Annotated in this window: 16 protein-coding genes and 1 rRNA gene; 8 read left to right on the top strand and 9 right to left on the bottom strand. The window is 34.5% G+C overall.

Features of this window, described 5'->3' with window-relative positions; all coding sequences use genetic code 11:
• The first annotated feature begins 35 nt into the window (after positions 1-35).
• Positions 36-1,055 carry a COX15/CtaA family protein gene (locus tag H602_RS0109670; RefSeq protein ID WP_026977806.1) on the top strand — a complete coding sequence of 340 codons (1,020 nt, stop codon included), beginning with the start codon at positions 36-38 and terminating at the stop codon, positions 1,053-1,055.
• A 72-nt stretch (positions 1,056-1,127) separates the two neighbouring features.
• On the opposite strand, the gene H602_RS0109665 is transcribed toward H602_RS0109670, so the two are convergent.
• Complete coding sequence (locus H602_RS0109665) at positions 1,128-2,903, bottom strand: DUF6029 family protein (protein ID WP_026977805.1); 1,776 nt, start codon at positions 2,901-2,903, stop codon at positions 1,128-1,130.
• A 7-nt stretch (positions 2,904-2,910) separates the two neighbouring features.
• On the bottom strand, positions 2,911-3,387 hold the full coding sequence (locus tag H602_RS0109660; protein WP_026977804.1) for a TlpA family protein disulfide reductase: 477 nt from the start codon (positions 3,385-3,387) through the stop codon (positions 2,911-2,913).
• Between the two features lie 129 nt (positions 3,388-3,516).
• On the opposite strand from H602_RS0109660, the gene H602_RS0109655 reads away from it, so the two are divergent.
• On the top strand, positions 3,517-4,797 hold the full coding sequence (locus H602_RS0109655; RefSeq protein ID WP_084404236.1) for an Omp28-related outer membrane protein: 1,281 nt from the start codon (positions 3,517-3,519) through the stop codon (positions 4,795-4,797).
• Between the two features lie 163 nt (positions 4,798-4,960).
• Entirely contained in the window at positions 4,961-5,143 is a 183-nt protein-coding gene (locus H602_RS0109650) for a CsbD family protein (RefSeq protein WP_026977802.1), read from the top strand.
• A 54-nt stretch (positions 5,144-5,197) separates the two neighbouring features.
• Here the strand turns inward: H602_RS0109650 and H602_RS0109645 are convergent, their stop codons facing one another.
• The 6 genes from H602_RS0109645 to H602_RS0109620 form a co-directional block, all read right to left on the bottom strand.
• Complete coding sequence (locus H602_RS0109645; protein WP_026977801.1) at positions 5,198-5,950, bottom strand: LytR/AlgR family response regulator transcription factor; 753 nt, start codon at positions 5,948-5,950, stop codon at positions 5,198-5,200.
• Positions 5,951-5,986: 36 nt separating this feature from the next.
• Entirely contained in the window at positions 5,987-6,310 is a 324-nt protein-coding gene (locus H602_RS0109640; protein WP_026977800.1) for a 2TM domain-containing protein, read from the bottom strand.
• A gap of 52 nt (positions 6,311-6,362) precedes the next feature.
• A complete protein-coding gene (locus H602_RS0109635; protein WP_026977799.1) occupies positions 6,363-6,647 on the bottom strand; it encodes a 2TM domain-containing protein in 285 nt (94 codons plus the stop codon).
• Positions 6,638-7,993, bottom strand: a complete 1,356-nt coding sequence (locus H602_RS0109630; RefSeq protein WP_035759402.1) for a 2TM domain-containing protein — start codon at positions 7,991-7,993, stop codon at positions 6,638-6,640. Before H602_RS0109630 ends, H602_RS0109635 begins: the two co-directional genes overlap by 10 nt.
• Positions 7,994-7,999: 6 nt before the next feature.
• A complete protein-coding gene (locus H602_RS0109625) occupies positions 8,000-8,632 on the bottom strand; it encodes a hypothetical protein (protein WP_026977797.1) in 633 nt (210 codons plus the stop codon).
• 124 nt (positions 8,633-8,756) lie between these two features.
• The gene (locus tag H602_RS0109620) at positions 8,757-10,910 is read right to left on the bottom strand and encodes a TonB-dependent receptor (RefSeq protein ID WP_026977796.1); all 2,154 of its coding nucleotides are present in this window, start codon (positions 10,908-10,910) and stop codon (positions 8,757-8,759) included.
• 182 nt (positions 10,911-11,092) lie between these two features.
• Here H602_RS0109620 and H602_RS0109615 point away from each other — a divergent pair, with 182 nt between their 5' ends.
• The 5 genes from H602_RS0109615 (at position 11,093) to H602_RS0109595 (ending at position 16,844) form a co-directional block, all read left to right on the top strand.
• Complete coding sequence (locus H602_RS0109615) at positions 11,093-13,459, top strand: TonB-dependent receptor (RefSeq protein ID WP_035759399.1); 2,367 nt, start codon at positions 11,093-11,095, stop codon at positions 13,457-13,459.
• Positions 13,460-13,463: 4 nt separating this feature from the next.
• On the top strand, positions 13,464-14,291 hold the full coding sequence (locus tag H602_RS0109610; RefSeq protein WP_035759396.1) for a DUF4249 family protein: 828 nt from the start codon (positions 13,464-13,466) through the stop codon (positions 14,289-14,291).
• Between the two features lie 98 nt (positions 14,292-14,389).
• A complete protein-coding gene (locus tag H602_RS0109605; protein WP_026977793.1) occupies positions 14,390-14,851 on the top strand; it encodes a hypothetical protein in 462 nt (153 codons plus the stop codon).
• Between the two features lie 107 nt (positions 14,852-14,958).
• Positions 14,959-16,230 (top strand): chloride channel protein, encoded by a 1,272-nt coding sequence (locus H602_RS0109600; protein WP_026977792.1) that lies wholly within the window; start codon positions 14,959-14,961, stop codon positions 16,228-16,230.
• Complete coding sequence (locus H602_RS0109595) at positions 16,230-16,844, top strand: HPP family protein (RefSeq protein ID WP_026977791.1); 615 nt, start codon at positions 16,230-16,232, stop codon at positions 16,842-16,844. Before H602_RS0109600 ends, H602_RS0109595 begins: the two co-directional genes overlap by 1 nt.
• A gap of 791 nt (positions 16,845-17,635) precedes the next feature.
• Here H602_RS0109595 and rrf read toward each other — a convergent pair.
• Positions 17,636-17,744 (bottom strand): 5S ribosomal RNA (gene rrf / locus H602_RS0109590).
• Positions 17,745-17,902: the final 158 nt, after the last annotated feature.

The raw sequence follows: 17,902 nt of genomic DNA, 5'->3' as shown, positions 1-17,902 counted from the left end.
GGAAAAATCTGAACCAACTTTCCAATTACATAGAAATGAAAAAAGATAAATCAGTCATTATTTGGCTCCTCTCCGGTTGTGTTTTATTGTTTATAATGGTTGTAGTTGGAGGTATTACCCGACTCACCAATTCGGGACTTTCAATGACCGATTGGCATTTAGTCACGGATACATTTCCACCACTTACAGCAGAAAAATGGCAACAAGCTTTTGACGAATACAAGAAATTTCCCGAGTACCAAAAAATCAACATCCACAATGATTTTACACTTGCCGATTACGAATTTATTTATTTTTGGGAATGGTTTCACCGCTTTATAGGTAGAATTATTGGATTGGTTTTCATCGTCCCTTTTGTATACTTTTTGATCAAGAAAAGACTAGATGCGTCTACCATAAAAAAGTGCGTCGTTCTGTTATTTATGGGCGGCTTCCAAGGATTCTTGGGTTGGTTTATGGTAAAAAGCGGACTAATTGACAATCCGGATGTAAGTCATTTTAGATTGGCTTTACACTTGACCTTTGCCTTCATTACCTTTGCGTATACATTGTGGGTCGCACTTGATTTAATGTATCCAAATCGACAAACGGTTTTTATTCCTTTGAGAAATACAGCTCGAGTGGCGTTAGTTTTTTTGATTTTTCAAATTATTTATGGCGGGTTTGTGGCAGGTTTAAATGCGGGTTTGATTCACAACCATTGGCCATTGATGAGCGAAGAACAATATATGCATGAAACGGTTTTAATTGAGCAGCCAACTCTGTTTTTAAATTTGGTGGAAGGAAAAAGTGGCGTCCAATTTGTGCATCGAAATGTAGCCTATATTGTAGTAGGACTCATCTTATTTTTATATTATAAATCCCGGAAATTTGTATTAGTTACAAGTCAAAAAAGAGGCTTAAATATTTTACTGCTTTTCGTTTTCATACAGTTTACATTAGGTGTCTTTACATTGCTGCTCCAAGTTCCATTATGGTTGGGATTAGTACACCAAATAATGGCTTTTTTACTATTAGCTTCAATGACTTTTACATTGCATCGACTGAGCAAGTAAATTTTACAGTCTAAAAAAAAAAGCAGTTAACCTTTAAAGTTAACTGCTTTTTTTTTTATAATTCGAATTGCTTTAAAACGATGTAGAAATGGTAAAAGACAATCCCGTACTTGGCGGTACAAAGCGGCAAACGCCTCCTGCACAAACTAAGCCACCTCTTTGACGTCCATATCCAAGAGAGAATCGAGAGCTGTTTTTTCTGTAGGTTATTCCCGCATTATAAAAATGAATTTTAAACAAGTCATACGCGTCATCAATAAGATTTCCTTCTTCTTCAAAACCGTAGTTGTACATGTCCATAACAAATACAGACCAGTTCATGTTATGATTGTATTCTACTAAAAGTGAAGCCCAATTTTTTCTGTCGTTATCCGCCCACATATGTTCTGCACCAACTGTAAGTGATCGAGAACCTGAGAACGTATAAATTCCTTCAGCAAAGAGAATATTGGTTTTAACAACATTTTCTATAAAGCTACCCTTGATCAACCTGTCATTGTAATATTGATTGATAAACATAAAGTTTCCTCTAAAATTTTTAGAAAATTTCTTTGAAACTTCGATGTTATAATCTGAAAAATATTTCTCACCACCACCTAAAAATTTCGCATCATAATCGGGTTTATAAGCGCCATTTTCATCTTCGAACTCAAAATCAGCGTCAAGGTTGAACCAATTAGAAACGTTAAGTGCTACTTTAGTTCCATATTTTCCACCTAAAGGACTTCCCTTTTTAAAATTGTAAAAAACATCAAACTGACCTCCGATTTCTCCTGTTTTATTAATATTGGTTGTTACATCAATGTTCACTCTGTTTTGAGCTTGATAAACGTAAATATTTGCCAAGTTAGAATGATGCTGTTTGGTCAAAGCAGGCGTAAAACTCAACACTCTATCGTTATAATCCAAACTGTTTGTAGCCAATTGATCGCCATTACTTTGATATACAAATGGTTCTCTATCACTTAAAAAAGACATGTTTTCCATACGTCTTAATGTAGCATCAATTCCCAATCCTTTTTGCGAATAACCCAAGTTAACAAGAAGCGCATTTCCTGGTTTTATAAAATCGTAATCTAGTCCTGTAGTTGGTTGATAAATGGGCTCTTCACCTTTATAATTGTACTCAGTTGCAGCGTAAAATCCTCCTTTTGAAAATCCGACTCTACCCGAATAAGCGGGTGTTTCCTTATCAAATTTAGGATCTACAACTGATTCGTCAATTTCTGCATTTTTCAATATATAACTGAAACCTGCTGTTAATCCAAAACTATCTTGCTTAAAAAGCGTAGCAAGATCTAAGTCGGCATTGGCACCAAAAACATCTGCATCAGAAACGTGAAAACCTGATTTTTGTCTGCCGTAAAGTGCTGTAATAGATACGCCATCAGTGGGTTTAAAATTAATTCGACCTCCGCGAAGTGCCGTGTTTATTCCCAGTGCGCGATCTTCCCAAGCACGAAGAAGCATTCCGCTTCCAAACTGCTCGTAGAAATATCCAGCGGTAATATCTAATATTTTAGAGCGGTAATTTGCCCAATATAGCGAAAAATCAGTGCCCTCAAATGCGGGATTGTAATTTAAAAGTGCCTCTTTATAGTACGATTCTACCTGAGTTCCAACGGTGAAATTTCCATAATTGGCTTTTAAAAATAAATAGTTGTTGGACCGAAGTGGACTTTCTGGTTGGTCAATTTTGCGTTCTACATCATTTAAATACCATTGGGCGTTAGATTCTAAACCTCCGTTGAATTTAAATTTTGTTTTACGTATTGAATCGTTTTCTTGCTGGGCTACTACCGTTATTGCTGATAAAAGTAATATACCTAATGCTAATTTTTTCTTCATGAATAGCTTATAAAGATTTTAATTTTTTAAAAAAGTCGTGTTCGCTTCCTGGTGCATGACCTGCTTGTTCAAAAACAATTGCTCCATTTTTTACAACAATCGTGTAGGGTGGATTTGCAATGGATAAACTTCTTTTTAGATCCTGATTGGTATCTAGTAAAACATTGTATTCCCAAGATCTACCGTTTACTAATGGTTTTACACGCTTTCCTGTTCTTGCATCATCAATAGAGACTGCAATAACTTCCATATTTAATTCTTCTTGCCAATCTGGATATACGTCGTTAATTGCGTCCAACTCTTGAATGCAAGGTGCACACCAGGTGGCCCAAAATACGTACACGTACACTTTATCTTTCTCGTTAAAATCTGATTTAATATTCACCGATTTATTGTCTAGCGACTTTAAATTGAGGTTGGGAAGTTCCTTTTGTGCCAAGGCGGCAGTGGATACAAATAGAAGTAGTAATGCTATTTTTTTCATAATTTAGTTGTTTAGTGTTGCAAATAAAACAAAAATAATTCGATTATTTTGCGATTTTGAAGAAAAATCCCCTAATATTGTATTCAATAAATAAAACCACATTACTAACCAAAACTTTACCAAATCATTATGAGAATTTTAAAATTTTTATTTCTTAGTGTATTATTCATGGGGCTTTACTCCTGTTCCTCATCTGACAGCGATGGAGATGGAGGATCAAACATTTCCTCAATTACGATTACGGCAAGCACTGCTACACAAATTGTAGGTCAGCCAATTACATTTGTAGTAACTACAGATGCAGGTACCGATGTAACTGCAACTTCTACTATTTCTGCTGGAAATAACGTTATTTCCAACGCAACATTTGCCAGCACTGCTGTTGGACAATTTGTAGTTGAAGCAAAATACAGTGGAAAAAGTGCAACTGTTAGTGTAACCTTCATTGATGAGCCGCCAACATCTATTATTTTAACGGCAAATTCATTGGCACAGTCTACTGGAGATGAGACTGCATTTACTGTAAAAACGAATACAGGAATCAATGTGACTTCAACTGCAGTTGTAAAAGTAAACGGAACTCCAGTTAATGGTGCTGTATTTACTTCTAATACTCCAGGAAGTTTTGAAGCTGTTGCTACTTTTGAAAACTTTACATCCCCTGCAATAACGGTAGTGTACACTCCATCAATTAACTTTACAAAAAGAGTTTTGATTGAAGATTATACAGGAACTTGGTGCCAATATTGCCCAAGAGTTTCTCAAGGAATTGACTTGGTTATGGCACAAACAACTTATGCCGTTCCTGTTGCAATTCATAGAGGATCAGGTGGTGCAGATCCTTATCACTTTTCAGCTGCTAGTGCTTTGGAAAGTTTAATTGGATTACAAGGATATCCAGATGCTCGTTTGAACCGCTTGACAGAATGGGGCTACCCTGAACCAAATAACGTAAGTCAAGTTATTGCACTTACTGAAGGAGCTGCACCAAAATTAGGTTTAGCAATGACGGCTATGGTTTCTGGTGGAACTGTAAGCTTAACTGTAAAAACTAAATTTGGTAAAACTTTTACTGGAGCTAAATTAGTAGTTTATGCTTTAGAAAATGGATTGTTATACAATCAATCCAACTCTACTGCTTATTACGGTGGTGTAAATCCTCTTACTAATTTTGAACACAATCATGTTTTAAGAGCTACTTATACTAACATAATAGGAGATGAGATTCCTGCATCTGAATCTGTATACGATAATACTTACACTAAAACGTATTCTGTTCCTGTACCTGCAAATGTTGCAAACGCAGCAAACATGGAATTTGTAGCGTTCATCGTGGGTGCTGATAATAGAGCCATCAACGTTAGAAAAGCAGTTAGCGGTGATAACCAATCATTCGAAATTGTAGATTAATTAACTATAAGGTTTGATGAAAAGCGCTTCCGCAAGGAGGCGCTTTTTTTATGCGCTATAAAATAATGTAATCTATGATGCGAAAACTGTAACATTATAAACCTCCTAACCTTGTAACTTTGTTAAAGAAAAAGAATTAAACTAATAATTAAAAACTAATATTATGCCGAATTCAAATGAAATTAAAGGTTCTTGGGAAGAGTTAAAAGGTAAATTGAAACAATCGTATGCTGATTTAACAGACGATGATTTGATGTACGAAGAAGGTAAAGAACAAGAAATGTGGGGAAAATTGCAACAAAAATTAGGTAAAACTGAAAAAGAATTGAAATCACTAGTTGATTAACTTTTCAAATCTAACACAAATTAAAAATCGATAACCACCCAGTTATCGATTTTTTTATGCCATCCAGTTTTTAAAGTCACTCACTTTCTCGCGACTCACAATAACTTCCTCTACTTTATAGGTTGGTAAAATAATTTTGAGACGCGAATTGCTGTACACCACAATTTCCTTCACACATGTTATTGGCACAATAAATTTTCTGCTAATTCTAAACCATTTTTTGCAATTTAGTTCCTCTTCCAAAACCTCAAGCGGAGTGTCAATTAAATAATCCCGGTTATCAAACGTGTGGATGTACGTTCCCTTATTTTCACTAAAGAAACATTCGATGTCTTCGATGTCGATGATTTTAAGTTGCAAACCTATTTTAACCGTAAACCTGGATTTGTAGATCTTTTCCTTTGGAGCGAACATACTCCTAATTTGCTCAAAATTTAAGGAAAGTGATTCGTTTTTAGCATGTTGCAATTGGAATTTATCAACAGCAGTTTTAAGTTCCTCTTCGTCAATGGGTTTAAGCAAATAGTCAATACTGTTTAACTTAAAAGCCCGTAACGCATATTCATCGTAAGCCGTAGTAAAGATAATTGCACTCTGAACTTTTACTTTTTCAAATATTTCAAAAGACAAACCATCAGACAATTGAATATCCAGAAATATTAAATCCGGATGCGCATTTGCAGAAAACCAAAGGATGGATTCTTCTACGGAATGTAGCATTTTACTAACCTGATATCCCAACTGTTCCACTTTGCGCTGCAACAATCGAGCAGCAGGTTTTTCATCTTCAATAATAATAATTTGCATATTTTTCTCTTTATAGATTGAAATTAGTGCGTTTAATTATTCCCACTTTCTATTTTGATTTTGGTTTTGATTCATGAGCTCATTTATCTTCTTTTCCTCCCAATCTTCTCCGAAAAACATGTTTTTTCCAAATACATTAAATGCATGAAAAAGTAGTCCGATTCCCCAAAAAAATGCAGTAGAAAACGTAGAAAACTCAAAAAAAACTTCACCTTTATCTAGCTTAAAAAATTGAATAGCGATAAGTGCTACATTTATTATAATATATGCAGCAAGGTGCTTATAAAATCCTTTAATTTTCTGAACTTTTTTAGTAATTCGGTCTAAACGAATTTCATCTGGTGTTTTTAATCGTTCCATTTTTTATTTTTTATAGTATTGTTAATTAGCTTTTCGCGTTCCAATTCTTCTTTCATAAATTGTTCGAGCTTCCTTTTTCCCAATTGTTCTGCATAAATGGATTGACGTCAAATGCCGACAAACCATGAAATATAACGCCTGTTCCCCAACCAATCATAGAAAACCAAAACCAATGGTATTCTGGAACATACTGCAAATTAATTCCTATAATTACAGGAATAAGAATACAATACAAACTCAGATTGATGTAAAACGATTTAATACTGCGAACCTTCTCCTTTGCGTTCTGAAATTGGATTTCAGAAGTCGAGATTGATTTATTTAACATTATTTCCATTGGTTTGTTTTTTCCTTATCCATCAATTCCTGAATTTTTTTTGCTTCCCAATCGCGGTTGAGAAAAGGCATGTAGTTAAAAACCGACATGGCATGAATGGCAACTCCAATTCCCCATCCTAAAAGTGGATAATAGAACCAAAGCTGTTTCGGAGTTGTAAGTAGATTCAAAATTAGCAAGCCACTGTTTACCAAAATATAAGAAGTCAGATTACCATAAAAGCCTTTTAAATCTTCAACTCTCTTTTGTGCTTTTAAGTAACGATCTTCTGAAATAGTTTTGGTATGTTCCATCGTTGTTATTTGTTTAGTTAAAATAGGCAGACTGACCGAAAATTGATTTTTTGTTTCTTCAATCTGAACTTTTCTGTGCGTTAATATCGCATACCTATTGATAATATTTTGCAAACCTACTCCTACTCGATCTCCCAAAACTTCCTTTTTCTGTAAATCATTTTCAATAACTAAAGTAGCATCAATAATTTTTATCCGAATATAAAGTGGTTTTTGTTCACTAACCACATTGTGTTTTACTGTATTTTCCAATAACAATTGTAAGGAAAGCGGTACTACTTTAGCATTTACATCAGGTGCTTCTTCAGGCAATTCATAAAAGAGACTGTTTTCAAAACGCATTTTCAATAAATTCATGTACGTCTTTGCAAAAGCCAACTCTTCTGCCACCGAAATTAATTCTTTGTCTTTCTGTTCCAAAACGTACCTATAAATCTTGGAAAGTGAAGTGGTAAATCGTTGAGCGTTTTCTGGATTTTCTTCAATCAAAGAGTTTAGCACATTCAAGCTGTTGAACAAAAAGTGCGGATCGATCTGATTTTTTAAACTTTCAAATTGAGCAGATGCCGTACCTGCAATTATTTTTTGTTCTGTAACTTTCTTTTCTTGCGACTTTTTGTAAAAATAAATAGTGTGAAAAAAAAGAGAAACAACTAATGTAATCAGTATTGAAAAAACATAATAGGTATACTTTTCAGACACGTAAAATTCTGCGAACGATTTTCCTTCAATAGTAATATTAATAACCAATCGTATCAAAAATATACCTACAATCGTCACACAAATACTACCTACAACCCCCAATATTAATCGGAATCTAGCGTACTTCTTCCAGTCCACGCGCTTGTTCATATAGTCAAAAAAAGCACCGTTCATGGCCGTCAAAACTATTCCATATAAGCAATAGTATGCTATTTCAGTAAGGAATGAATTATTGAATAGAAGAGTTCTTCCAAACATATATTCGATTCCAATAATTACGCAAGCGATGACAATACTGACAATAAAGCCAGTAACAATACTTTTAATAGTATATTGAATGAATTTCTGCATTTTGAATTATTTTTTAGCACATTTTTTCTGCGCTTCCAACGCTCGGTCCAATCCCCAATTGGGATGAAAAACGGACTCCGGTTTAAAAGTACTAAAAAGAGCAATAGCTTTATCAATTTGTCCACACATTGCAGACGTATCTTGCTTAAAGTAGCGGGCTCCACCTATTTCAAATTCTGCTTTTCCAAAAACAACTCTTGGATTATTGGGTGCTAATTTCTCTGCTTTTGAATATAATTCCATCACCTTTCCTGAAAGTTTCATGCCGTTTTTCATAGGATCAGAAGAAATCCAAGCCGTATAAATCAATGCTTGCAAAACCAATAACTCAGCATTATTTGGGTCTTTAATGAGTTCCATATCCAACGTTTCTTGCGCTTTATTTAAAAGAGGTGTCAATTGTTCATTATCGTTCATTACTTGAAAAGCAGTTGTTATATTTACAAAAGCAACATAATAATTAGGCAACCAATTATTTTTTTCTGCAGAAGCGATACGTTCAAATAACGCAACAGCTTCCGTTGGATTTCCTTCTTTCCAAAGTGCAAATGCCTTATTCATTCCTTGTTCGTACTGGTTTTGTGATTGTGCAGAAAAAACTGCAAATACGACTACTAAAGTTAAAATTAATTTTTTCATGATATTGATTTTTAGTGAATAGCTGATTGAAAGGTCTTTAATTCTGATACAAATATGCGTCGCTTTGGAACAAAATAAAAAACGGAATGACTGAAGTGTAGATTTTGGTTACTCAATTGTAATTTCACAAATTGTCCAATTGATTGGTTTTTTTATCTGCACTAATGGTCCAGAAAAAACCTACAAAGACAAAGCGACTTGCCGTAGGAATGATTGCACGACTCGGAAACATACCTTGTTGATTTGCAGTGTTGGAATATTCGTAACCAAAAACATTTTTAGTTCCCAATACATTTGACATCGAAAAGTATAAAATCTTTTGAGGCGAAAGTAAATAAGCCCAACCGAGATTTATATTGCTAAAACTTTTAGTTTTTTCATTTAGAAATCCTTCAGTATTTGGATTTTCGTAAGGACGTCCTGAATTAAAATTGTAAGTAACGCCCAGTTGCGACCGCAAAGTCGAAATCCAATATTTAGTAACCACCGAAGCAGTGTGTTTCGCTACAAAGCTCGGTGTTGCCTCTTGCAAATAATTTCTATAATCTCTTTGCGTATCTATAAAAGAATAAGAAATCCAATATTCTAGATTTTTAATCCTGGAATCTTCTCTCCAAAAAACATCTAAACCTTTTGCATATCCAAAACCTGAATTACTATAATCACTGCTGAAGATTGGAGTTTCCGTATCATACTTGACTAAATCCTTATACTTTTTATAATAAACTTCGGCACGTAAAGTGGTTCCTTCCTTGGCGAAAGTAAAATTCAGGATAAAATGTTGTGTTTTTTCAGTGCCAAATTGATTCGAAAATTTAAGATAATCCTGTCGTGGTGCTTGTTCAAAATTGCCATATGCAAAAGAAAACTGATTGAATTTACCCGTTTTGTAAGCCACAGAAGCACGAGGACTAACACTTGACACCTCCAACATTGCATTATTAGAAGCGCGAATTCCCAAATTAAAGGCCAGTTTTTTACTAAAAAAGTAGTCCACCTCCGAATATACCGCGCCAATTTCTGAATTATAGCTAATGGTCAAACGACTTTGTTGGAACGGACTATAACTTTCATCAAACTGCGTCAAGAAATAATCAGCGCCAAAACTCACTTTAAAGCGATTGGTCAATTTGCTAAAAACTTTCATTTTTAAATGCAACGCATCTTCTTCATTATTTATATCATCTTGATTTAGATCGATTTTATTTTGACCCAAACCATAACTCGCTCCAGCAATAAGTTGCCAATTGTTAACTAAAAACCCTTTATAAACCGCATTAAAGTATAAATTATTATTGTTCAAATCTACTCTATCTTTCACCTGAGAATTGAGATTTTCTTGATTCAAATCAAATCGAGAAGCATCAAAAGCTGTGTAAACTTTCAGTAAACCTTGTTCAAATTGATACCGATAAACCGCTTCACCAGATAGCGACTGAAACGGCCGATTCCAATCCACAGCTTGTGGAATTGCAATTTGATAAGGTGCCAAATCAATGTAAGCCGTATTGATAGACAAACTACTTTTGTTCCACTTTTTTGTAGTACTCAATCCTAAACCGACTGTCATTAATGAAATATCGGTTTGTTCTTGAACGGGTTCATCAATTGTATTTAACAACAAAACACTTGACAATGCTTCGCCATATTCTGCTGAAAAACCACCCGTTGAAAAAGAAATTCCACTAAAAAGAAACGGTGAAAATCGGCCACGAGTAGGAACATTATTAGCAGAAGCGCCGTAAGGTTGAGCCACTCTAAGTCCATCTACAAAGGTTTGGGTTTCATCGCTTTCACCACCACGAACAAATAAGCGTCCACTTTCGCCCACCATTTGGGTTCCAGGAAGCGTTTGCAAAGCAGATACAATATCGCCAGCCGAACCCGCAGTTGTTACAATATCCAACGGTTTTAAAACTGAAACTCGCGCTTTATCTCCCGCTTGAAGCATTCCAGCATTGATAATTACAGCGTCTAAACTGTTGACGCTTTCCCGTAAAACAAAAGTCTGTTCTTGATAATTTTCGATGGTTAGCTTATGCTCAACAGCCTCGTAAGAAAGAAACGTGATTTTCAATACCTGAATGCCTTTGACGGAAGTCAAAAATTTAAAATTTCCGTTTACGTCGGATGAAGTTCCATCATACGTTCCGTCTAGAAACACATTTGCTCCTTGAATAGGTTGTTTCTTCTCGTCCATGACGTTCCCTGAAATTACAGTTTGCCCAAGTAAAATTTGTGTAAGTGTTAAAAGTAAAAAGGTAATTAGTGTTCTCATGTTGTGACTATTTATAGTACAAATATGCAATTACAACCTTTCGATATCAATTAAAAAGAACTGAACTGTTGATAAATACGACTGAATTGTACCTTTACAATTGTAGAAACGTTAACAAGTGTTTTTAATAAAAAAGGAGTAATTTAGCATTTTTTAACATTCAAATTTTAACATTTACACCCATGCATTTAAAAATAAAGCTGCTTCTGATTATCTGCTTTTTTCAAATTGCTACTGGAATCGCACAAGAAAAATTCACTCTAAGCGGGACCATTTCAGATGCCAATAGTAACGAGACTTTAATTGGTGTCAATATTTATGTTCCTGAACTCAAGATTGGAACTTCCACCAATTCATATGGATTTTACTCGTTAACCCTTCCCGAAGGAACTTATACTTTTGAGTTTAGTTATGTGGGCTATCAAACTATTGTAAGCGAAATTGCAATGACTGCCAATGTAAAAAAGAATGTTAGTTTAGGAAGTGGAGAATTACTTGAGGAAGTGATCATTACGGAAAAAACCAGAACTAATATTCGTAAAGCTGAAATGAGTGTCAATAAATTATCCATTGCAACAATTAAAAAGATGCCTGTGGTTTTAGGAGAAGTTGACGTTATTAAGTCCATTTTATTACTTCCGGGTGTTACAAATGCAGGCGAAGGCGCTTCGGGATTTAATGTTCGAGGTGGTGGAGCCGATCAAAATTTGATTCTACTGGATGAAGCTACTATCTTTAATTCGTCTCACGTTTTTGGATTTTTCTCTGTTTTTAATCCCGATGCCATTAAAGATTTAAAGTTGTATAAGGGTGGAATTCCCGCAAGGTATGGTGGTCGAGGTTCTTCTGTTCTAGATATTTATCAGAAAGATGGAAACTCAAAAGAATTTCACATGAACGGTGGAATTGGTTTAATCTCGAGTCGACTTCTAGCCGAAGGACCAATTGTAAAGGACAAAGGCTCGTTTTTAATTGGTGGTCGAGGTTCCTATGCACATTTATTTTTAAAATTAGCCGATAACGATAACGCCGCTTATTTTTATGATTTGAATGCAAAGTTGAGTTATAAATTAAATGAAAACAACAGTTTGTACTTCTCCGGATATTTTGGTCGTGACGTGTTTAAGCTTGCCGATAGTTTTACCAATATTTATGGAAATTCAACTTTAAATTTACGATGGAATCATTTATACAGTGATAAATTATTTTCAAATTTGTCCTTAATATATAGCGATTATTATTACGGTTTGAAATTAGACTTTGTTGGGTTTCAATACGATTCTGGAATCAAGAATTACAATATAAAATATGATTTTAAAAATTACATTTCAGAAAATTTAAAATTAAATTTTGGAGCCAACGCTATTTATTATGATTTCAATCCAGGAACTATAAACCCTACTAATTCTTCTTCTGGAATTAATAGCAGACAATTGGAGCAAAAATATGCCTTTGAACCGGCACTTTATCTTGAAGCAGAACATGATTTTAGTAAAAAACTTTCGTTGATGTACGGTTTACGTTACAGCATGTTTTACCGTTTGGGACAATCGACTGTAAATATATACGAAAATAACCAAGCCGTAACTTACAATGAAACGTTGAAAATTTACGAGAAAGGAAAACCTATTGGAACTGAATTTTTTGACAGTAATAAAACGCTGGCTTCTTTTGATAATTTAGAACCACGAGTTGCAGTAGCTTATGCATTGAACGACAAACAATCGGTTAAAGCCAGTTATAATCGGATGATACAGTATTTGCAACTGGTATCCAATACTTCTTCACCAACTCCTCTGGATGTTTGGACGCCAAGTGACCGTTACATCAAACCACAAATTGTGGATCAGGTAGCGTTGGGTTATTTTCAGAATTTCAACGATGATGCCTATTCATTAGAAGTGGAATCGTTTTATAAAACTGTAAAAAACAGAATTGACTATATTGACGGAGCAGATTTGATTGCAAATGAAGCTTTAGAGCAAATCATCCTAAACGGAAAATTAAGAGCGTATGGATTAGAAGTAATGTTCCGAAAAAATACGGGAAAATTTAACGGATGGATTTCCTACACACTTTCGCGTTCTGAACAGCAAACACCTGGAAGAACAGCTACAGAAATTGGAATCAATAACGGAAATTGGTATAAATCGGCTTACGACAAGTTGCACAATATTGCCATAACTGCAGCATATGATTTGAACAAAAAGTGGAGTTTTGGAGCTAACTTTGCTTTGCAATCGGGTCAACCGGTTACGTTTCCAAACGGCCAATACCAATACCAAGACATTACTATTCCCAGTTACGGATTGAGAAATGAGGAACGTTTGCCGACGTACCATCACTTGGATCTTGCGGCAACTTATACGCCAAAACCAGATAAGAAAAAAGGTTGGCAAGGAGAATGGGTTTTTAGTGTTTACAATATTTACAACCGATCCAATGCTGCTTCCATAAATTTTAGTCAAAATGATAATGGAGCAAATGAGGCAGTACGATTTTCCATATTTGGCGTAGTTCCAGCGGTAAGTTATAATTTTAAATTTTAAGAAAATGAAAACCAAAAAATATATAATACTGATTTTAATCCTTGTTTTAGGAATATCATCTTGCGAAGAAGTCATTGACGTTGATTTAAATACTGCAGCACCGCGACTCGTAATTGACGCCGCCTTAAAGTGGGAAAAAGGAACTGATGGTGCCAACCAGATCATAAAACTCTCAACTACGACAGGTTATTTTGATCAAAATATTCCGAAAGTTTCTGGAGCTACAATTTTTGTAACGAATGAAGATGCTGTAATTTTTGACTTTATAGAAACAGTTCCTTATTCGGGCGAATATTTATGTACCAATTTTATTCCTGTTGTAGATGCTACTTATACATTAACGGTGATTCAAAACGGGATCAATTATACCGCAACAGAACAATTAAAACCAGTTCCTTCCATTGATAAAATTGAGCAAAAAGACGACGGCGGTTTTTCCGGAGAAAATATAGAATTAAAACTATTTTACACAGATAATGGATTGACAAACGATTACTACTTATTTCGATCGCAACTTTCTACTTACCAAATTCCGGCTTACAGTGTGAGTCGTGATGAATTTTATCAAGGAAATCAAATTTTCGGAATTTATAGTAATGAAGATATTAAATCAGGAGACACTGTAGATTTTACATTGTCTGGAATCTCAGAAGGTTATTTTAACTACCTGCAAGTTTTACTGAGCATTGCAGGAAGTGCAGGCGGAAGTCCCTTCCAATCACCACCAGCAACGGTTAGAGGAAACATCGTAAACAATACAGTAATAGACAATTATGTTTTAGGCTTTTTTAGTCTTTCGGAAACAGATCACGTAGTATACACCGTTAACTAGTTGATTTAAATTTTATAAAACACAAGTGATGTATCGTAACCGTAATTTGTTTGAATTATTGGAAATTTGACTTATCAATAATACTAAAATTAAACACTATGAAAAAGTCAATCAGATTAGTAGCCGCTTCTTTATTTTTAACGGGAGCTGTATTTACAAGTTGTAAGTCGAATGAAGAAAAAGTGGAAGACGCACAAGAAAATGTTGTTGAGGCAAAAGAGGATGAAATGGATGCACAACAAGATTTGAATGAAGCAAAATACGAAAATGCATCGGATTATGAGCAATTTAAAGAAGCAACGCAAGTTGTCATTGCAGAAAATGAGACTCGAATTGCAGAATTTAAAGTAAAATTGCAAGCCGAAACTGCTGAAAATAAAGCAAAATGGCAGTCAAAAGTGGATGCTTTAGAGAAAAGGAATGACAAGTTAGAAGACGATATTGATGATTTTAAAGAAGGAGCTTCAGAAAATTGGAATGATTTCAAAAATCGTATTGAAAAAAGTAAAAATGATATTGACGCCGATATTCAAGCTTACAAAAAAGAACACAACTACTAATTGTGAATCAGAAACTGAAAGGTGTGCATTAATGTACACCTTTTTTTTTAGCTAAAATTTTGGACTATTTGACCACTCGTTTCCTAATTTTGCAAAAAACATTTAAAATGCGTCCTTTTTCTGATATCAAAAAAAAATACAAGTACATCGTTCTTCAAAAATTAGTGATTGCATCAATTTTAATTGGATTTCTATCCTCTTTTTTAGCATTAACACTAAAACGCACAACTGAGTATTATGAAACCATATTCTTTCATAAATCAATTGTTTCACCGTGGTTGCTAATAGTTTTCCCAGTCTTTGGTTTATCGATTATTTACTTTCTCCGTATTTATTTATTCAAAGGAAAATCAAATAAAGGAATCAAGGAAGTTTTTGAAGTCACAAAAAACAAGAATAAAAACCTACCAATTTATAAAGTGCCATCACATTTTATAAATGGTTTACTTACGGTAGCTTTTGGAGGTTCCACCGGAATTGAGGTTTCAACGGTTGTAGCTACTGCCACTATAGGTTCCATTGCACAAAGAAAGGAGAATACTTTTAGAAAATACAAGTCGGAATTGATTGGCGCTGGAGTAGCAGCTGGAATTACTGCTTTATTCGGAAGTCCATTGGCAGGAATATTTTTTGTTATAGAAGTGATTTCGAAAAAAAAGACAAAAGCATTTTTCTTAACCATTGGAATTTCAATTCTGATTGCGACGGGACTATTGCACCTCTTAGATGAAGCACCATTGTTTCCGATACATAACATTACATGGAATTACTACGCAATACCCTATTTCATCCTACTTGGAATATTGGCAGGACTGAATTCAGTTTACATTACAAAAACAGTTATGTTTTTGAAATCAATTTTTGCAAAATTAAATAACGACTATCATAAAGTTTTGATTGGTTCAGCAATTTTAAGTTTATCACTCTTGTTCTTTCCGCAACTTTATGGCGATGGATATCACGCAATGAGAGCACTTTTGCACACCGATGCTACAGTTTCTTTTACACTTCTACTTTCCACATTAGCGATTATACTTTTGAAACCAATTATAACATCTGTGACTTTAGCTGCTGGAGGAGATGGCGGCGTTTTTGCTCCAAGTCTATTTGCAGGCGCATTTCTAGGATTTCTATTGGCCACAATACTAAACACTTATTTTCATGCAGAAGTTATACCAATAAATTTTATGATTTTAGGAATGGCAGCCGTTTTAAGCGCTAGTATTCATGCACCTTTTACATCCTTATTTTTAATTTGTGGTGCCACTGGCAGTTATACACTTTTCATACCCATTTTAGTCGTTTGTTTGATTGCAAAATATACTTCTAAATATATTTACCCTTACACCGTTTATTCTATCATTCCTACTACAAAATAATGGCAATACAAAAGATAAAGCGCGGTTATCGTACAACAAAGTACATCCTTTATAGAGAAACTTTGGTGGATTTCACGGAACACATGTGGGCATTTATTGGATCATTTATTGGAATTGGAATTATATCATATCTGCAAACATTACAATTGCCCATTTCAGACATCGTTTATTTGATAGGATCTTTTGGTGCCTCAAGCGTTTTGGTATATGGTGTCATAGAAAGTCCACTTGCTCAACCGCGAAATTTAATCGGAGGACATGTTTTGTCGGCAATAATTGGTGTTACAATTCAGAAGATTGTTCCGGATCTCATTTATATTAGTGCGCCACTTGCGGTTTCGCTCTCCATTGTCATCATGCAAATTACAAAAACACTACATCCTCCCGGCGGTGCAACGGCGTTAATTGCAGTAACAGGATCTGCAGAAATTAAAAATTTAGGATATTGGTACGTGATTTCACCCGTATTAGTAGGTTGCTTAATCTTACTAATAGTTGCATTAATTTTCAACAATATGACTTCAAAACGACAATATCCAAGCACAAGAAAATTGAGTTTTCAAAAAATTTTGCCCTACATGTCTAAAAAAGTCTCAGGAAAAACTCGGAAGTAGAAGAGATCTCTAATATTGACGAATCATTAGACAACGATCATTTAGTACAACCTTCGGCAATGCAACGAGTAATATATCGATTTTATCTGAAGATTTAATAGAAATTTTTAATTTATAAATACATATATATAATAATGGTTGACATTATAGAGTAAATTAAAAATGTAGGTAATCTTACCAACTGCCTTTAGTGAAAATATACATAGATCATAGAGTATACTTGGTATTAAAAAGAATTATTATTACCTATTGTCTACAATATGCTGAACTTTTTAAATAATTTCAAAGGCCAAGTTGCAATCTAGGATACAGCGAAAATTAAACTTATTTTCAATCTATCATTACTTCATAAATTCACCTAAATAATAACAACATTAAGCACATAAATTTTAGTCTCAAACAGTATAAAAGGCAGTGTTTCTATCAACAAATTGCTAAATGTCATTGACTCGTGCATTATTTGTAATTTTGAAAAATTACAGCTATGAACTAGCACTCCATTTCACTTCTAAAGAGATAACACACTAGTAAACAACAAGATATAACCTTTAAAAATGAACTATTCCTCAATATAATCAGAGCAATCCCACTAAATACGAGAGTTATTTAAACAAAAGAAGACTCATTTTATGGAGACTTTGATAAAAATTATAACAGTATTCGAATAAAGGAAGGCGATGACCCCCGATAGCTATCAGCGGTCAAACAAAACTATATTATTTTATAAAACAAAAAACCCTTATCCGCAAGGATAAGGGTTTTTAAAGATCCTAAAATAAATTCAGGATAAAGAAAGGCGACGACATACTCTCCCACAAATTGCAGTACCATCTGCGCAGGCGGGCTTAACTTCTCTGTTCGGGATGGGAAGAGGTGAGCCCCGCCGCAATAACCACCTTAAGTCGTTTTGCAAGGGGTCCCGATAAGTTCGGGAACAATTACATAATATCTTAACATACTGAGATAAAGAAAATTTAATATATTCAATGAAGAACTAGAAAGCTCTCTCCCGATAACCGAGGTTATCGGGAAAAATGTGTACATAAGCTTATGGGTTA

Source organism: Flavobacterium tegetincola DSM 22377 (assembly GCF_000425485.1).
Lineage (GTDB): Bacteria > Bacteroidota > Bacteroidia > Flavobacteriales > Flavobacteriaceae > Flavobacterium > Flavobacterium tegetincola.
This window is presented reverse-complemented; position numbering and strand designations above follow the sequence as displayed.